General features: G+C 42.9%; 16 protein-coding genes. 5 read left to right on the top strand and 11 right to left on the bottom strand.

The window, feature by feature from the left end; all coding sequences use genetic code 11:
• Positions 1-9: 9 nt before the first annotated feature.
• From AB6D07_RS01150 to AB6D07_RS01190, 9 genes are all read right to left on the bottom strand, one after another.
• On the bottom strand, positions 10-969 hold the full coding sequence (locus tag AB6D07_RS01150; RefSeq protein ID WP_017103412.1) for a GDP-L-fucose synthase: 960 nt from the start codon (positions 967-969) through the stop codon (positions 10-12).
• A 3-nt stretch (positions 970-972) separates the two neighbouring features.
• A complete protein-coding gene (gene gmd, locus AB6D07_RS01155) occupies positions 973-2,115 on the bottom strand; it encodes a GDP-mannose 4,6-dehydratase (RefSeq protein WP_029222991.1) in 1,143 nt (380 codons plus the stop codon).
• A gap of 410 nt (positions 2,116-2,525) precedes the next feature.
• Complete coding sequence (locus AB6D07_RS01160) at positions 2,526-4,697, bottom strand: polysaccharide biosynthesis tyrosine autokinase (protein ID WP_372091621.1); 2,172 nt, start codon at positions 4,695-4,697, stop codon at positions 2,526-2,528.
• A 138-nt stretch (positions 4,698-4,835) separates the two neighbouring features.
• The gene (locus tag AB6D07_RS01165) at positions 4,836-5,276 is read right to left on the bottom strand and encodes a low molecular weight protein-tyrosine-phosphatase (protein ID WP_017103415.1); all 441 of its coding nucleotides are present in this window, start codon (positions 5,274-5,276) and stop codon (positions 4,836-4,838) included.
• 119 nt (positions 5,277-5,395) lie between these two features.
• The gene (locus AB6D07_RS01170) at positions 5,396-6,532 is read right to left on the bottom strand and encodes a polysaccharide export protein (protein WP_017103416.1); all 1,137 of its coding nucleotides are present in this window, start codon (positions 6,530-6,532) and stop codon (positions 5,396-5,398) included.
• A gap of 466 nt (positions 6,533-6,998) precedes the next feature.
• Entirely contained in the window at positions 6,999-9,266 is a 2,268-nt protein-coding gene (locus AB6D07_RS01175; protein WP_017103417.1) for a YjbH domain-containing protein, read from the bottom strand.
• On the bottom strand, positions 9,266-10,174 hold the full coding sequence (locus AB6D07_RS01180) for a capsule biosynthesis GfcC family protein (RefSeq protein WP_017103418.1): 909 nt from the start codon (positions 10,172-10,174) through the stop codon (positions 9,266-9,268). Before AB6D07_RS01180 ends, AB6D07_RS01175 begins: the two co-directional genes overlap by 1 nt.
• A gap of 21 nt (positions 10,175-10,195) precedes the next feature.
• Positions 10,196-10,900 (bottom strand): YjbF family lipoprotein, encoded by a 705-nt coding sequence (locus tag AB6D07_RS01185; protein WP_017103419.1) that lies wholly within the window; start codon positions 10,898-10,900, stop codon positions 10,196-10,198.
• Positions 10,901-11,011: 111 nt separating this feature from the next.
• Positions 11,012-11,260, bottom strand: a complete 249-nt coding sequence (locus tag AB6D07_RS01190; RefSeq protein WP_371702903.1) for a hypothetical protein — start codon at positions 11,258-11,260, stop codon at positions 11,012-11,014.
• Positions 11,261-11,520: 260 nt separating this feature from the next.
• Between AB6D07_RS01190 and AB6D07_RS01195 the strand changes: the two genes are divergently transcribed.
• From AB6D07_RS01195 to AB6D07_RS01215, 5 genes are all read left to right on the top strand, one after another.
• On the top strand, positions 11,521-11,955 hold the full coding sequence (locus AB6D07_RS01195; RefSeq protein ID WP_017102389.1) for a rhodanese-like domain-containing protein: 435 nt from the start codon (positions 11,521-11,523) through the stop codon (positions 11,953-11,955).
• A 99-nt stretch (positions 11,956-12,054) separates the two neighbouring features.
• Complete coding sequence (gene secB, locus AB6D07_RS01200) at positions 12,055-12,522, top strand: protein-export chaperone SecB (protein WP_017102390.1); 468 nt, start codon at positions 12,055-12,057, stop codon at positions 12,520-12,522.
• 178 nt (positions 12,523-12,700) lie between these two features.
• Positions 12,701-13,747: an NAD(P)H-dependent glycerol-3-phosphate dehydrogenase gene (gpsA, locus tag AB6D07_RS01205; RefSeq protein ID WP_032500586.1), complete on the top strand. Its 1,047-nt coding sequence runs from the start codon at positions 12,701-12,703 to the stop codon at positions 13,745-13,747.
• Positions 13,748-14,006: 259 nt separating this feature from the next.
• Positions 14,007-14,828 carry a serine O-acetyltransferase gene (gene cysE / locus AB6D07_RS01210; RefSeq protein WP_029222817.1) on the top strand — a complete coding sequence of 274 codons (822 nt, stop codon included), beginning with the start codon at positions 14,007-14,009 and terminating at the stop codon, positions 14,826-14,828.
• 73 nt (positions 14,829-14,901) lie between these two features.
• Positions 14,902-16,053, top strand: a complete 1,152-nt coding sequence (locus AB6D07_RS01215) for a murein hydrolase activator EnvC (protein WP_277814450.1) — start codon at positions 14,902-14,904, stop codon at positions 16,051-16,053.
• A 265-nt stretch (positions 16,054-16,318) separates the two neighbouring features.
• Here AB6D07_RS01215 and AB6D07_RS01220 read toward each other — a convergent pair whose 3' ends face one another.
• Together AB6D07_RS01220 and AB6D07_RS01225 are read right to left on the bottom strand one after the other, a co-directional pair.
• The gene (locus tag AB6D07_RS01220; RefSeq protein WP_029222818.1) at positions 16,319-16,957 is read right to left on the bottom strand and encodes a TetR/AcrR family transcriptional regulator; all 639 of its coding nucleotides are present in this window, start codon (positions 16,955-16,957) and stop codon (positions 16,319-16,321) included.
• A gap of 107 nt (positions 16,958-17,064) precedes the next feature.
• Positions 17,065-18,189 carry a DegT/DnrJ/EryC1/StrS aminotransferase family protein gene (locus AB6D07_RS01225; protein WP_017102395.1) on the bottom strand — a complete coding sequence of 375 codons (1,125 nt, stop codon included), beginning with the start codon at positions 18,187-18,189 and terminating at the stop codon, positions 17,065-17,067.
• Positions 18,190-18,200: the final 11 nt, after the last annotated feature.

Genomic DNA, 18,200 nt, shown 5'->3' on the forward strand with positions numbered 1-18,200 from the left:
ATATGAGTGCTATTTTCGGAACTGATTTTGATTTTCAGTGAACCACTGATAGGTTTTTTTTAAACCATCTTCCAAGCTTAGAGAATAGGTCCAGCCTAAACTTTCAAGACGAGAGACATCCATCAACTTTCTAGGAGTACCATCTGGCTTAGTTTTATCAAAAACAATTTGGCCCTCGAAACCTACAACGTTGGCCATGACTTCCGCCATTTCGCGAATAGTACAATCCACGCCAGTCCCAACATTTATATGAGAGAGCATTGATTGAGTATTAGACTGATAAATATCACTGTCTAACTCCATAACATATATACTAGCTGCTGCCATATCATCGACATACAAAAATTCGCGCATTGGCGTACCCGACCCCCACACAACAACTTCATCATCACAATTCAATTTAGCTTCATGGAAGCGACGCATCAGTGCGGGAATAACGTGTGAGTTCTCAGGATGGAAATTATCGTTCTCACCATAAAGATTTGTAGGCATAACACTGCGATAGTTACGACCATATTGACGATTATAAGATTCACATAACTTAATGCCTGCGATCTTTGCAATTGCGTAGGGCTCGTTGGTTTCTTCTAACGTTCCAGTTAACAGTGCATTTTCTGTAATTGGTTGTTCTGCTAATTTAGGGTAAATGCAAGAAGACCCTAAAAACAATAGCCTTTCTACATCATTTTGGTGAGCTGCATGAATGATGTTTGCCTCGATCATTAGGTTTTCGTAAATAAACTCAGCTGGGTAGGTGTTATTAGCATGAATCCCACCTACTTTTGCCGCAGCAAGATAAACCTCATCGATCTTTTGCATTTCAAAAAATTCATTCACAGCCAACTGATTTGTTAGGTCTAATTCATCAGAAGTGTACAATACCAGCTCAATATCATTACGTTCCCTAAGCTGGCGTACGATTGCTGAACCTACCATGCCACGATGACCTGCAACAAAAACACGTTTCATATATTAAGCCTTAATTTTTTTAGCCTTTGTAAAGGTCGTTGTGTTTTCTAATGAAATTGACACATCAAAACCATGTTGCTTTAGAAGAGCATGTTGCTTGGCTTTTTCCACATCTGCCTGAACCATCTCCACGCACATTTCTTCTACAGTGATCTCCGGAGTCCAGCCCAATTTTAGTTTAGCTTTGGTAGGATCACCAAGCAACGTTTCGACTTCTGCTGGGCGGAAAAATTTAGGATTGACTTGAACAATAATATCACCAACAGAAACAGCAGGTGCTTTTACAGCGTCCACAGCTACTACAGTAGCAATCTCGCTCACGCCTTCGCCTGAAAACTCAAGATCGATACCTGCTTCCTTAGCAGACATACGTACAAAATCACGTACGGAAATTTGTTTACCTGTCGCGATAACGAAGTCATCGGCAACATCTTGTTGAAGCATCATCCATTGCATACGAACATAATCTTTCGCATGACCCCAATCGCGCAGTGCATCCATATTTCCAAGCTCTAGATGTGACTCCAAACCTTGTGAAATATTAGCAATAGAACGAGTAATCTTGCGCGTAACGAAGGTCTCGCCACGGCGTGGGGATTCATGGTTAAACAAAATCCCGTTGCATGCGTACATCCCATAAGATTCGCGATAGTTTACTGTAATCCAGTATGCGTACATTTTAGCTACAGCATAAGGAGAACGTGGATAGAATGGTGTAGTTTCTTTTTGAGGAATTTCGCGAACTTCGCCATAGAGTTCTGACGTAGAAGCTTGGTAAAAACGTGTTTTCTTTTCCAATCCATTTATGCGAATAGCTTCTAAAAGGCGAATAGTACCCATTGCATCAACATCTGCAGCATATTCAGGAGACTCAAAAGAAACCGCAACATGAGACATTGCACCCAAGTTGTAGATTTCGTCTGGCTGAATTTCCTTAACCAAACGGATTAAATTCGATGTATCAGTCAGGTCACCATAATGGAGATGGATACCCTCACTGTTATTTACCGCTGAATCTATCCGCTCTGTATTAAATGATGAAGCACGTCTGATCAGTCCATGAACCTCGTAACCTTTTTCTAACAGCAACTCAGCTAAATAAGAACCATCTTGCCCCGTAATTCCAGTTATTAATGCAGTTTTCATACGACGAAACCCTAATTGTATTTCAATACACATCTCAGTTTATGTAGGTCCTGAGACACTTTTATTCCTAAACGAGACAGCGTATTACACGCCCTCCCCCCTCTTACAAACTAATTTTTTACTTACTTTTAACAAGAGCACCAATACACCACAAATTACACAAATTTCTAGTCACCTTGAATTGCTAATACTCACATTTGAGCACGCTACCGCCCTTAGGTTTGGCTCCTATAAGCAAGATTCATCATCAGTGAGAACTTTTCACCTTCGTGTAGGTAGATCCACTAAGTCAATAATAACAACTCAGGTGTATATTGTCGACTTGATATCCCTCCCAAAAAAACTAGCTCTTGACTTTTCGAACACTTATTCCTATTACTTCGTTACTGCTCTTTAGCATCTGATCCCATCTATTTTTTATCGCTAGAATACGCATAGTTGTAGTAACCGTATCCATAAGAGCTTGATGCTTTCTTCTCCATAGCGTTGAAGATAACGCCTTTCACTTCTATACCCGATTGTTCGAAACGGTTTCGAGCGACATCAATTTCTTTAATGGTATTTAGGCCAAAACGAGCCACCATTAAGGTAGTTCCAGCAAAAGCCCCGACAATGCTTGGGTCAGTCACCGCAAGTATTGGTGGTGTATCGACAATAACCAAGTCATACTCTTTTGAAGCCCACTCCATTAATTCTGCAAAGCGTGGGTGCATCAACAACTCAGATGGGTTGGGCGGCACCTGACCGCGAGTAATCACATCTAAATTAGCTACTGCCGCTGTTTTAGTAAACTGGGAGAACTCCTGTTTGCTACTTAACAGATCCGAAAGACCGTTGTCCCACTTAAAACCAAAACTTTGTTGTAAGTAACCTTTACGCATATCTGCATCAATCAACAGCACCTTTTGGCCTGTTTTTGCTGCAACCGCGGCAAAATTGGTTGAGATAAATGACTTTCCGATACCCGGTGCAGGACCTGAAATCATTAGAATGTTATTCTTTGCTTCTAGCATCGCAAAATGCAAACTAGTACGCAGGCCACGTAGTGCCTCGATGGACAGATCGGCAGGGTTAGATTCGGCGAGTAGTGCTTGAGTTCCCTTAGTTTTCTGTTTCTTCAACTTAAAACGATTGGTTAACTCTACTTGTAAATCTGATTTGGGTACGGCTGCATATACAGGAAGGCCAATTTGTTCAATTTGGTCTGGACTTTCAACACCGCGATGGAACGCTGCTTTCACTAGTACTAACGCAACACTTAGCATCCCACCCAGTAGCGTTGCTAATACAACAATCAGCGACTTCTTAGGTTTGACAGCGTGAGCATACGCTTGAGCGTCATCTAAGATACGAACGTTACCGACCGTACCAGCTTTAATAATGCTTAGCTCTTGAACCTTATTTAAAAGCTGGATGTAAATTTGTTGGTTTACTTCAACATCACGTGTCATACGCAGTACTTCACGTTGTGTTTTGGGTAGTTTTTGCACTTGCTTGTTTAGACGCTCTTTCTCGCCAAATAACGTCTTACGCTTATCAAGCAGGGCTTTGTATGCGGGGTGATCTTTAGTAAATCGCTGGCTTATTTCACTCTCTTTAAACGTCAGTTCATTCAACTGTGCTTCAAGCTCTACCATTACCTTCAAGGTTGATTGTGCCTCTAACCCCAAATCAATTGATTCATTCTTTTGGCGGTAATTGTTTAGTACGTCTTCATAGTCGGTTAACTCAGACTTAATGCCCGGCAGGTGACTTTCTAAGAACGATAAGCTCTTCTCTGCTTCAGCTGAATTACGTTTTACATTTTGCAAGAAGTAGATCTGGATAATATGATTAAGGATTTCAGAAATCTGCTGTTTATTTTCACCTTCAAAGCTCAACTTCAAAATACCAGTTTGCTTACCTTGCTCAGACAGAGACAAAGAAGACTTCAACCATCCGATCGCTTCTAATCGGCTACGCTTGCCAATTGAAAATTCAAAACCGGTATGTGACTCGAAACCTGCCACAAATAAGCTGTAGTCTTCAGCGGTTGCCAGCTCCCCCACTCTACCTTGCAAAATAATGCGCCCATCGTCACGTACCAATTGGTAAGTTCCTTGCTCGGCATCGAGGATTTGAATCGTGTGCGCGTAACTGCTCGCATAGGTTGGTAACGTAAAACGGCTAACCGCAATATGGTTGGTGTCACCTGTTAGACGAGCAAAGCCCTTGCCGACGATTGGTACATACTTCGGTGAGGTTACAGTAGTTAGGTTAAACTTATCGACCGTTTCACCCAAAATCATTCGAGATTGAATGATCTCCACTTCTGTAGTCGCAGAAGATTCCTGAGAGAACAGCTCACCCATATCACCAACCATCGATGAGATACCACCAGAGCTCTTCTCTTCAATTTGAATCAGAGCATCAGCTTTATATATCGGTGTAGAAAGCAGAGCAAACGCAATACCAAACACAGCAAAAGCGAATGTGGTCAGCATAATTAGCCATTTAGCGTCCAGTAAAGTGCCAAGCAGTTTTCCTAAATCTATCTCATCAGAGTTATCTGTTGGTGATTGCTGAGATGGTTGTGTTGTCATCAGATTACTACTTCCTAAGTTATTGCTATTTAAGAGACGTAAAATACGCTACGCATACTTCTCTCTTATATGATTCTGTTGGTGACTTAGCCACGCCGACGTTTAGAGCATGACATTTAAAAAGCTGTATATTTAAACCTACAGTTTTTTCGCCCAAGCATGCGCTGCTTCGTTAATCAGCTGATACGCGTGTTCAAACGCTTCACGGCTTTGACGATAAGGGTCAGGAATATCTTTTTGGCCAATCCATTGGCCAAACAACATGGTTTTACCGCGAGCCTCTGGTGAGATTTGAGTGAGCGCTTCTAAGTGGCCCTTCTCCATCACCAATATTAAATCATATTGAGCACAAAGTTGTGGCGTAACTTGTTGAGACTGATGGCTTTCAACATCCACCTCATTTTCTGCGGCAATTGCAATCGCAGTCTTGTCTGCTGGTTTACCGATTAAACGACTTTTTTCAGCAGCAATGCCGGCAGAGGCTACTTCTTTATTAGGCAACAACTTTTGAAGTACACGCTCTCCAGTCGGGGAGCGACAAATGTTACCCACGCAGACCACTAAAATTTTATTAAACATAACTGATTTCTAACTGTAATGAGCTTAATAAGCTACACATGCTTATAAACTAAATGAGCTTCTAAACATAAAAATCAGGCCACATATGAAATGTGACCTGATGACGACTCTATCCAAACCTAAGGCCAATTACGGATACGTAATACACCTTCAGACAAATTATTAATTCCGTTAATGGTTGGTAGTAACTGCCCGACAACACGGTTCCAGCGACTGATTGGTGCTGCCGTTACATAAACAATATCGTAAGGTTTTAAATCAAACTCGGTACCAATCACCAGTGCTGAGGCATCTTCTATATTGAGTTGGTAAATATCGGCCATGCGCTCTGATTTATCATCAGAAGTTCGAATCACAAACACACCCGTTGCATCGGCTGTAAGTTCATTTATGCCACCAACATTACTGAGGGCTTCAGTCAAGCTCATACCCACTCGATCAATCTTTAATAGTTTCGGTTCTTTAACCTCCCCCATCACGAAGACTTTCTGCTTGTCATTTCGAGGCACGTGAACAATATCACCCGCTTGCAGTAAACGGTTTTGTGTGAGGTCACCTCGCTGCATCAAGCCGTACAAAGACAGGCTTTCTTCAATGCCGTTACGCGTCAATGAAACATTTCGCCAATCAGCATTTTCGGATAACCCACCAGAACGGTTCACGGCATCCAATAACGTCAATGGGATATTGGTAATCGCTTGCTGCCCTGGTTTAGACACCTCACCTGTAATGTAGGTTTTCTTAGAACGGAATGCCGCCACGTTAACATCAACCTGTGGGCTTTCTATGTATTTCGCCAAACGTGCTGCTATGTCAGAACGAATTTCGCGAACGGTTTTTCCTGACACTTCTACTGTTCCAATATATGGATAGAAAATTGTTCCGTCAGCATGAACCCAGTTACCCGCTTCGGTACTACTACGGTAAGAACCCGCTGGAATCGTTAATTCAGGATGATCCCAAATGGTGATATTCAAAATATCACCGACACCCACTTGATATTCATATTTTGCGATATCAATATCAAGCTGAGGGTTGGCTTGTGAAACCGACAGAGTGTTTGTTTGGTAACTCGATACAGATTGAGCCGTCAGTGGATAAAGGTTAACCACATCAGAAATATCAGACTTATGCTGTTGCTCTGAAGGCTGAATCACATTCTTGTTGCCTGTCGAAAGGTGAGAGCCTGGAGTTGCACACCCTGCTAATAATGCAGGAATGAGCCCGACTAAGAGTAGATTTTTATTAATCTTCATGTTGACCAATTCATAGAAACGAAAAGTGGGCGATATCCCAAAAGATATCCGATAAAAAGAGAATTTAGCTATTGTTGCTCTCACACTATGTTATAAGCATTAAAGTAAAAGGGTTGATAGCTGATTGACTCATCGCACTTGAACTCAGGCTCAGGAACGCTACCGCCCCTTGATATTCCGCAAAATCACACTGCGTGTGTTAATTTTCCCCTAAAAATAAAATAGAAATTAGAACAGGGGTTTGTAGAGCTTTCCGCAAGGGTGCTGACTTTCATATGCTTACTTTTCTGCTCGTGCATTATCCATTATTCGTAATTATTATCAACCTCATTAACTGGGTTTAAAGTAAAACTATAGAGCCGAGTTCACATAAGATTAAGTATCAAAAAAAAACACCTAACTCCTCGAATGTCGAGGGTTAGGACGTACTCTGTCTCTTCACCCTATAATTCCCCTTTCACTCTATTTATTTCACACTACTTGGCCTTTGGAACCAAGGTGAGCGAGCATCGGTTTGATCGAACAATTTATATTGCTTGTTCAGTACTTGCCCGCCGTCTCGAGTGATAGGTAACCAGGTAAAGCCAGCACGACTTGAGCTTGGTTTCACGGTGACTAAATCAAATGGAATCGACACATAGAATCCTTTTGTGTAGCTGCCTTCACCGTACTCCTCGGTTGTCATGTCGGTTAAACTAACAAACGCACCAGCGATCACGCCACTCTTGAACTGCTTAGAGAAATCGACCCGAGTACCAATATCACCGGCAAGAAATTTACCGACACCAACTTTAAGTAAAGTACCGTTCAAGAAGTCCCATTGTGGTGTGTAGTAACCGGTGATAAACCCTGTAGTACCTTTATCGATGACTTTGTACGTTCGGGTTTTATCGTCGGGATTTACCTGGTTCTCATGCTCAAACGTACCGAACCAACTTTCGGGATCTCGCTGGCTGATTACGGTCATGTCTGCGCCAATTGCCCAGTTTCTGTTGAATGGTCGATAAAGAATTTCACCGCCCACGCCCGCAAACATGCTCTCAAGGTAACCACCGTAAGCTTGGGTGTAGATACCGCTGCCGTAATCTTCAAACCACGTCAGTTGTAAACGATCCAAGCGAACCGGATCGTCAACGTAAGAACGGAACAAGGTTCTTACTCTTGGCGTTTGGTCAGTGCCGTCTGATGGGATTTCGTAATTAAACTTGTCGTAGTTATCAATTAAGTTAACGTAAAGCGAGCCCGACAATTCAACATTGTTTAACGCCCAGAAAGAAGCATTGGTGTATAAGCCCAAACTGTACAAGTAGAAGTTTTCAGCCGAACCGAACGATTGAGCTAGGTTTGGTGAAATCGACACATCGAATCGCTCACGCCCATCATGATAGATAACGGATTTCTTGCGTTCTAGTTCGTGAGTGTTTGTTGCGTCACTGGTTTGAGCATTAAGGTAACGATTGTTCGCCGCCGCTTTGAATGCTTGTGCATCTACCGTTGTCTCGGTGAGTTCCGCCGATTTATCGTTTTCGATAATTTTATAGGTATCGATGTAACTCGGTACCGCATTTGCGATAACGGTCGCACCGCGTTCAAGGGCGATATCTCTGTCTCGGTATTTAACCTGAGTACCCTTTACCACAATACTATTATCGTCGACCAAGATTTGCGCTTGTTCATAGCCTGCGACGGTTTCAAGCTCTTTAGCAAGGGCCGCCATATCAATATCGTCAACCGTCTCGACACCACTTGGGCGCAATTCTGCTGTTTCGGTATCTCGCCACACCGAATACATTTCATTGAAGTTGGTAGAGAGGTCGAAACCAAGGGTTAAAGTATCACCTCGCTCGTAGCTCACTTTAGCCGCTCCCCAATCAGTGAAACGGTACACAGCACCGACGTTCCATGGCGTGTGTTGTGTCATGTCGACACCACCGCGCACAACCGGGAAGTCTTGAGAGTAATCATTGCCATCGTATTCAAGTTTCAAGGTTAGCGGCTTATGAGGGGTTTGGTATTCAAAGCCACCATAAATTGCTGCATCGCCTTTGAACCAACGTTCAAAATCGACACTGCCCCCATTGCCTTTAAAATCAGACGGGCGAGCACAATACTTATCACTGGCTTTACACAGTGGGTTGGTAAAGTTACCACTGGTACCCATGTAGCCCCAAGCCATGCCAACAGTAAAATCAATCGGACCCAAACGTTTGGTTGCCGCGAAAAATTCGCCATCAAATAAGCCAGTACCACCAAAGTCACGAACACCCACCGACACTTCCGGTAAGTAGTACCCTTCTTCGATTAGACGCAGCTTAAAGTCGATGCCTTTATCGGTATATTTAGTACAGCCACTGAATGAGTTTTGAGAGCAATCTTGATCCGCGCCTCCGCTATAAAGCAGATCCTGCACTTGTGTATAACGAATGGTGGTTTCTAGCCAAGGCATCACCTGCAGACTCACGTTATAAAAATGGTATTCATTATTAAACGAAGCACTAAAGTTGAACTCACCTTCTGGTGCCATTCGGCCTGTTGGCATTTGCATTAAGCCAACACCACCAAAGTTCATTTGCGACGTTCTATATTCGGTATCGTCGAATGATGATTTATCAGCTCGAATCGAAGACGAATCAATGGCAGTCTCTGCGTTAACCGACACACTACCAGTCATTAATAAAGCGCAGGTAACCGATGTGCACACTGCTGATAGAGGGAATGATTTCTGTTTCAGCATTACAGGCCAACCTTATGACGTAGCAAATCGACAATATCTTGGTTCAACGTTGAGTATTCCGATGGCAAAGAGTAAAACGCCATAAATACGATAGCACCTGGCGCTAAATAAACCGGCTGTTCGTTCCAGTACGCATATTGAATGGTTTGCACCATGCCATCTGGCTGAATAACATACGCCACGCTTTTATCTGCTGACTCACCAATAAAATCACTCGGTAATGCATAGAGATAATCGTTCAGCGTTCCATGTTCAATCAAATTCAATCTTACAGAATCTTTCATTACACCCATCACCTGAATGGACGTTGATCGTTGCGGTAAGTACAGGGAAAATACTTGAGTTTGACTGTTCGGCGCTTTTGTTATGGCAGCAGATGACTTGTTAGTATTAGAATTTGAAACAAGCAGTGGGTTCTTATCTGATTGAGATATAACGGCATTGCGGTCTAACTCAATAAAAACTCGATTGAGATATTGGAAAGAAGCTAATTGTTGCTTTACCAGTTTTGCTTCTGGTTCTTCTACTGCAAAAGCTTCAAGCTGGTTAAATACATTGCGCTTTTTGGCTTCGATAGCTTCAGTATTGGCTTTATCAAACAGTTGAGCTGAAAGGGGAAAGTAACCAATACTGCCGTTAGCATTTTCGTTAGAGCTAGCGTTCGCGTCGTCTAACACCTGAAGTAGTCGAACGTCAGCTTTATACTCAAGCGTTACACCTTGCAGGGGAAGCTCAACCGTTGTCTTAACCGAAGGCGTAACAACGTTAGATGCCGCAGAAGCGTAGCTAACAGTGCACAGAGAGAACAGCGCGCTCAAAGCTAACAAGTTTCTCATCATTAACAGAACTCTCACTACTGGCAACCGACGTCCCGTCATTTTTGATACATGACTAATATAATTCATCATTTTCGTTCATTACCCTGTTCGTTAATTGCTTTGATAATGCTTAAGGACGGTTAACTCAAGCCTTGTCATATCAGGGCCTAAATACTGTATGGTTTTGACCACTTTGCCTTTGCTGTCGACCCAATACTCGTTGGTGATCTCTTGCTCTAACATTGGGAAGTTAATTTTTTCTTGGAACTTCTTGGTACTGATAGACACCAACGGTGTTTCGACCGTTTCATTCCCCGCATACGTTCGGGTGATATTTGCTTTATAGCCGAATCGATAGTTAGGTTGCCAGTCGTACACCGCTTGCCACTTTTGAGCGCCGGGGTTAGCTGACAAATCAAACACAGAAGACGAGTCTGGCGACGAGCTGTTTGCAGACGAGAATGCACTCAACGGTTGGAATGCTAAACCAGAAAGGTTTTCGTAAGGAAGCAATAGCGTTTGTACAATACGTCCATTTTCAGTGACGATCATAGCTTTATCAGAAGACATCCATTTTAACTGCTCTGCGCCCGTTTGAGGGTTTTCACCGACGTACGCTAAAACCATGAAGATTTTGCCTTGGTCATTCACTTCCGCATAAATACTGGAATAAGGTAAGGTTTGAATGTATTCCTTTGATAACTCAACATCGGTTCTGCCAAAAAAGGCTTCATCAAAAGTGGAGTTAACGTCTTGAAACTGCTGAGAACAACCCGCAAGAAAAAGACCAAGAGATATGATTAGAAGTTTAAGCATGACGAGTTCTGCTTCCTAGCAATCTGGTTGCTGATATCCAATATGAAAATCTGATATAAAAAAACCACTTTATGCTTTCACACAAAATGGTTTTAGACACCAACTCAAAAATTATCGAGTTGTTGTTGTAGTCGTTGCACCGCTTTCGTTAGAAGCAACGGCTACTGCTGCTGCCGCTGCTACTGCTGCTGTCGTTACTGCAACAGTTGTAGCTGTACCTGCTGCAACTGCAGATGCGCCTGCACCGGCTGCCGCACCACTAGTACCAGCACCAGCGCCCGCTGCTGCAGTTTCTGTTGCTGCAAAAGCACCACCTGAGAAGCTAACTGCTAATGCAGCTGCTAGAGCCATCTTTTTCATAATGATTTCCAATAATATAAACGTTTATAATAGAGACTAATTACATAGACCCTACCAGTCACTCAGCTTAAGTAACTGTTTGTACATCATAATTAATAACTTCAATCAAGTAAATGGATAAATCATAAGCAATTAGTATATATCCCCCATTAATACATTAACTCACACACAACAATATGCTTCCTCTGTATTCTCCCCCCCTTTATAGCTATACTCCTACCCTATAATTTTTCGCCCAATAACGAATAAGAGTTCAAGATATGCAAGAGTTAGTTCCATTTGTTCAAGAGAATATGATTTTAGCCATCGTATGGATCGGCTTGGTTGTTGCCATCATTGCGAACGTTATCAAGACATCAAACGCAGCTTACAAAGAGATCACGGCAGCACAAACCACACACATGATTAACCGTGAAAACGGTGTTGTGGTTGATATTCGAACTAAAGATGAGTTCAAAAAGGGCCATATTACTGACGCAGTTCACATTTTGCCGTCAGATATCAAAGCAAATAGCTTTGGTAGCCTTGAAAGCCACAAAGCAGACCCAATCATCGTAGTATGTAAGACAGGTCAAACAGCTCAAGAAAGCGCTAACCTACTGGTTAAAGCTGGTTTCGTAAACGTAAGCGTGCTGAAAAGCGGCTTAGTGGCTTGGAGCGAAGCTAACCTACCTTTGGTGAAAGGTAAAAAGTAGTTAAAGGTAAGCTGACCTAACTAAACGAATATGACTTTAAGGTTTTGTTCAACAGAGATGGCGAACGAAACCTAATTATAAATTTTTAAGGACAAGAAAATGGCTGAAGCAGCACAACAAGACGCACAACAGAACTTCGCAATCCAACGTATCTTCCTAAAAGACGTATCTTTCGAAGCGCCAAACTCTCCAGACATGTTTCAAAAAGAGTGGAACCCAGATGTAAAACTGGACCTAGACACTCAAAGCCGTGAGCTTGGCGAAGGCGTGTACGAAGTAATTCTACGTCTAACGGTTACCGTTAAGAACGCAGAAGACACAGCATTCCTTTGTGAAGTTCAGCAAGGCGGTATCTTCTCTGCAAGCGAAATGGAAGCTGGTCAACTGGCTCATTGCCTAGGTGCATTCTGCCCGAACATCCTATTCCCGTACGCTCGTGAATCAATTTCTAGCCTAGTAGTTAAAGGTACGTTCCCACAACTGAACCTAGCACCAGTAAACTTTGATGCTTTGTTCATGAACTACCTACAGAACCAAGCACAGCAAGCTGAAGGCGAACAGGCTTAAGTCTCAAAGTAGAACTTAACTCTAACGATTCAAGCGCTAGTTAGCTTTTAAATGCACATCGCAACTTCTGCGATGTGCATTTTTTCTTTACACTGTACTAAGATTGAAAGCTCTGCTTATTTTAGTGGAAAGCTTTTTCAGAACTCTTCGATTTCCCTCATTATTTTTAGGTGGAAGCATGACAGAAACAACTCACCCGACAATCTCGACAAACGCTTACGGCAAAGAGATCGCCATGACAGTAATTGGCGCAGGTTCTTACGGAACATCTTTAGCTATCTCTCTAGCGCGTAACGGTGCAAACGTTGTTCTGTGGGGGCATGATCCTGTTCACATGGCTCGCCTCGAATCCGAGCGCGCAAATAATGAATTTCTACCAAATATAGACTTCCCAGAAAGCCTAATCATCGAGTCAGACCTTGAGAAGGCAGTAACAGCAAGTCGTGATCTTCTTGTTGTCGTTCCTAGCCATGTGTTTGGTATCGTTTTAAATAGCCTTAAGCCTCACTTAACAGAGCATTCGCGCATCTGCTGGGCAACCAAAGGCTTAGAGCCCGAGACAGGTCGCCTGCTAAAAGATGTCGCTCACGATGTGCTTGGTGATGGGTACTCGTTAGCAGTTCTATCAGGACCTACCTTCGCCAAAGAGCTAGCGATGGGTATGCCAACGGCAATCTCTGTGGCTTCCCCTGATGCAGAATTCCTTGAGCAACTTCAAGAAAAAATTCACTGTGGCAAAACGTTCCGTGTGTACGCAAATTCAGATTTTATTGGCATGCAACTTGGCGGTGCAGTGAAAAATGTCATCGCCATTGGTGCTGGCATGTCGGATGGTATTGGTTTTGGTGCCAATGCACGTACTGCACTTATCACTCGCGGTCTAGCTGAGATGAGTCGACTTGGCGCCGCTCTTGGTGCGCAACCAGAAACCTTCATGGGCATGGCTGGATTGGGTGACCTAGTGCTGACCTGTACCGATAATCAATCTCGTAACCGTCGTTTTGGTTTAGCTTTGGGTGCAGGTAAAGATGTAGATACCGCACAAGAAGAAATTGGCCAAGTGGTAGAAGGTTATCGCAACACCAAAGAAGTTTGGTTACTATCAGAACGTATGGGCGTTGAAATGCCTATTGTTGAACAGATTTATCAAGTGTTGTATCAAGGGAAAGATGCTCACTTAGCAGCACAAGATCTGCTTGCTCGAGACAAAAAGTCAGAAAGATAGAAACGCAGTAAAGAGGTTCGAGTTATCGAGATGCGATGCGGGTGATTAAGATGCGAATAGCATCAAGTAAATTATCCAAAGAAACTTCTCCAACTCGTTCGTTCCTCACCCTTGGAGTGACGTTAATATAATGTTCGTCATTCCAAGGGTGAGGAAGGAAGTATCTGGAATCTCACTTACGCTAATTGGCTTTTCTAAGCTCTTCGTATTTCTCATCTCGCTACGCGTATCTGGTTTAAAGGAATGGATGGATGAAAAAATGAAACACTGTGAACAACAAAAAGTTTGGCAATGCATTGTGAAAGAAGCTCGACAGCAGTCTGAGCAAGAGCCTATGCTTGCGAGTTTTTATCATGCCACGATCATCAACCATGAAAGTTTAGGCGCAGCCCTTAGCTACATCCTAGCCAACAAGTTAAAGACAGCTTCAATGCCAGCAATGGCAGTCCGTGAAGTGGTTGAACAAGCATTTAAGCAGGATCAATCGATTATTGATGCTGCTGCTTGTGATATTTGCGCAACGGTAAATCGAGATCCAGCGGTCGAGATGTACTCAATGCCTCTGCTGTACCTTAAAGGCTACCATGCGCTTCAAGGTTACCGAGTAGCTAACTGGTTGTGGAAACAAGGGCGTATCGCACTTGCTACTTACCTACAAAACCAAATTTCAGTCGCTTGCCAAGTTGACATTCACCCTGCCGCACTTATCGGTAAAGCAATCATGCTCGATCACGCCACTGGTATCGTGATTGGTGAAACTGCTGTCGTCGAAAATGATGTATCGATCCTTCAAGACGTTACCCTTGGTGGTACTGGTAAAGAAGGCGGCGACCGTCACCCCAAAATCCGCGAAGGCGTAATGATTGGGGCCGGTGCTAAAATACTCGGCAACATTGAAGTAGGTGAAGGCGCGAAGATTGGGTCTTGCTCTGTTGTACTACAAGCTGTACCTCCGCATACAACGGTCGCTGGTGTTCCGGCAAAAGTTGTCGGCAAACCAAAAACAGACAAACCATCTTTAGATATGGACCAAGGGTTTAATGGACGCTCGCAGAACTTCATCCATGGTGATGGAATATAAGAGCTGATTGTAGATTCGATAAATCGATATACGAAAAACTTAAGAGCAGATGCCAAGAACTAATAAGAGCAACATGACGACAATGATGAAACCTTTCCAAGTAATTAGCGCTGTTCTTTTGATATCTGCCAGCCTTTGCGCTGTGGTTTTCTCAGCACCGTCACTTGCCGCATCGAAAGGGGAGCTGAAAGGTGTGTCGAGTGAGATATCTCGTCAACAAAAAACACTATCCTCACAGCAAAAGAAGCTCGACAATTTACAAGCAAACCTTAAGCAACAAGAGCTCTCTATCTCCTTGCTTGAAAAAGCAATTCAAACAAGTAAAAAACAACTCAAAACCGCCAACACCAATGTTGCTAGCTTAGATAATAAGATTAAAGCGCTGACAGCACAGAAAAAAGTCCATACCGATAAGTTAGAGCAGCTGATTCAGACTTACTACATGACCAGCAGAGCCAAAGCCTCTTCTCACATCTTAAATACTGGCGTTGAAGAAGACCGCATCAGTCACTATTACCAACACCTTGCCAAAGCGCGATCTGCCACAATCAAAACGATCGAACAAACTCAACTTGAGTTAGAAGAAAGCCATAGGCAACGCCAACTTGAGCAAGAACAGATAGCGACCCTGTTAAGACAACAAACCACCAAACGCGATACGTTAGCCAAAACTCAAACACAGCGTAAGAAAACCGTCGGCAGTATTAAGAAAAACATCTCTGGCGACAAAAATTACTTAGCCGAACTTCAACGTAATGAAACTCGCCTAAAGGCCGAAATAGCGAAAGCAGAAAAAGCCGCTCGAGAGAGACGCAATGCTGTCCCTATGGATGGCTTAGCCAAACGTAAAGGCAAGCTACCTTGGCCAATCAAAGATAAAGTTCTGCATAACTACGGCTCACGCCAAACTGGCCAAGTAAATTGGAAAGGTATGGTGATCAAAGCGAAATACGGTCAGCAGGTAAAATCTGTTTACTCGGGAACGGTCGTGTTTGCCGAGTACTTGCGTGGTTATGGTTTAGTGGTACTGCTGGACCACGGTAAAGGCGACATGACGCTCTATGGCTTTAACCAAGCGCTTTTAAAGAAAGAAGGTGACAAGGTGAAAGCGGGTGAGGCTATTGCGCTTGCAGGTGACACTGGCGGACAAACCCGCCCATCGCTGTACTTTGAAATTCGTAGAAACAGCCAAGCTCAAAATCCAAAAAGATGGTTAATTAGGTAAAAACAGATACGAGATATAAGTAACCGAGATGCGAAGAGCAAGCCCAAAGAGCTGAAAATCTCTGAATTCACATTTATCAAACTCAGTCATTCCAGAATTGAGGGACGAAATATCTGGAATCTCTATCTCACATTGCCGTGAGTCACCTTTCGAACCCTGACATAAAAAGATTCCCTATCACGCTCGTTCCTCGCTGTAGGGAATGACGTCACGGTTTATATCCCACCACTCGAATCCCACTTACCGCTTACCCGCATCTTCGCTTTTATTTGCTGTTCAGCGCTCTTACACCATCTTCTAACAGTGTCAGTTGCTCAAAGCCTTGAGTCGTTGCAATCGGTTTAACGGTTGCGATCATCTGCAGCATTCCTTGATGCACAACTTGTTCAGTAATTTGAGCTTTTGGCGACATCGCGGACTGATACGCCAACCAACCTGATGCGATCAAGTGAAGAGATGTGACCATCGACTTCATTTCTGCATCTGTTGCTTTTAGCAAATTCAACTCAACAAATGCTCTCATAATATCCACAAGATTCGTTTGCAGCTTTTCTTGAACGGCCATGTAATCAAGGTGCAGCTTTTCATCACGTGACAATATTTCAGGCAAATTTGCATAGAAGAATCGATACTTCCACATCAGCGTGAAGATGGAATCTAAGTAGCTTTTTAGTAGCGTCAGGCTTTCTTGCTGCCCTTGAATCGGAGTAAATCTTTCAAGTAACTCTGTCGAGTAGAGAGTAAAGATATCACGTACAATTTCTTGTTTGTTGCGGAAGTGGTAATAGAGGTTTCCGGGGCTGATTTCGATGTGTTCAGCAATATGATTGGTCGTAATACTACGCTCGCCGTGCTCATTAAAAAGCTCTAGAGCTGCGTAAACAATCTTGTCACGTGTTTTCATTAGCATTAGTATCCCTATCCGTTTAGTGGTTCAGTATATCGCCACTAAACAGATAGATCGACCTGTTCACATCTGGTCGAATTAGCTGTAGCTATATGACAGACAGTTTATTTACTGTATTTCTTTACCATATTTACAACATTTACAACATCATGCCTTGTTATACCCATATGCATTGGCAATGAAATGATTTCATTACTCGCTTTCAAAGCTTTTGGGCAACGACCAGATTTTTCATACATTTTGTACTCTGAATTATCTGTATAATGTACACCTGGATAGATATCATTTTCATTTAGCTTAACGAGTAACTCATCTCGATTTGAAACTCGAATTTGAAGTAAATGCGTTGATGATTCACACCCTTGAGCAATCGGAACTATTTTCACATTCTCACATTCAGATAACTCTTCACGATACCACTTAGCTAACTGTCGGCGATAAGAATTATCATTATCTAAGTACTTAAGTGCAACTAAAGCCATGCCGGCCATAATTGAATTACCGTGATATTTGAAGCCTAAATCTTCAACATCATATTTCCACTTATAAGCACCTTGTGCTGCTGTACGCGCGTAAGTATCTTTATTAATACCCAACCAAGTTAGTTTACGTGCTAACGCATCATATTCTGGGTTCTGGAAACAAATCATTCCAGAGTCAGCTGTAGGCATATTTTTTACAGCTTGATAACTAAACACGGTGACATCAGCATTATAACCTACGTGCTTTCCATCAAACCTTGACCCGGCCATGTGCGCCGCATCTAATACTAGAGCCAACCCACGCTCTTTACACAGCTTTGCCACCGCTTCAAGTTGACCTGTATTTCCGCCAAGCCCCACAAAAACAACAGCTTTAGTCTTATCCGTTATCTTTTCTTCAATACTCTGAGGGTCTAAGCATAAGTACTCATCAACATCAGCAAAAATAGGCTCTAGACCAGCGTACTTAATAGCGTGGTTAGTAGAGACAAATGTTAAAGATGCAGATATAACTTCATCGCCATCACTCCAATTATGCGCACGCTTCAAAACTTCAAATGCGAGGTGAAGGCCCGCTGTAGCTGAACTCAAAAAGTGAGCATGAGGTAGACTGGTATACTTTTTCCATTCATCCTCAATTTCAACAGTTTTAAAGCCCATTCCTGTCCAGCCTTTTTCTAGGCACTCTCTTACATGCTCTAGACACTCATCAACACGAAACTTTGGAACAAATAATTGCGTTGTCATCTTATAAAACC

It is taken from the genome of Vibrio sp. 10N.239.312.C11, from assembly GCF_041466065.1.
Taxonomy (GTDB): Bacteria; Pseudomonadota; Gammaproteobacteria; order Enterobacterales; family Vibrionaceae; genus Vibrio; species Vibrio tasmaniensis_A.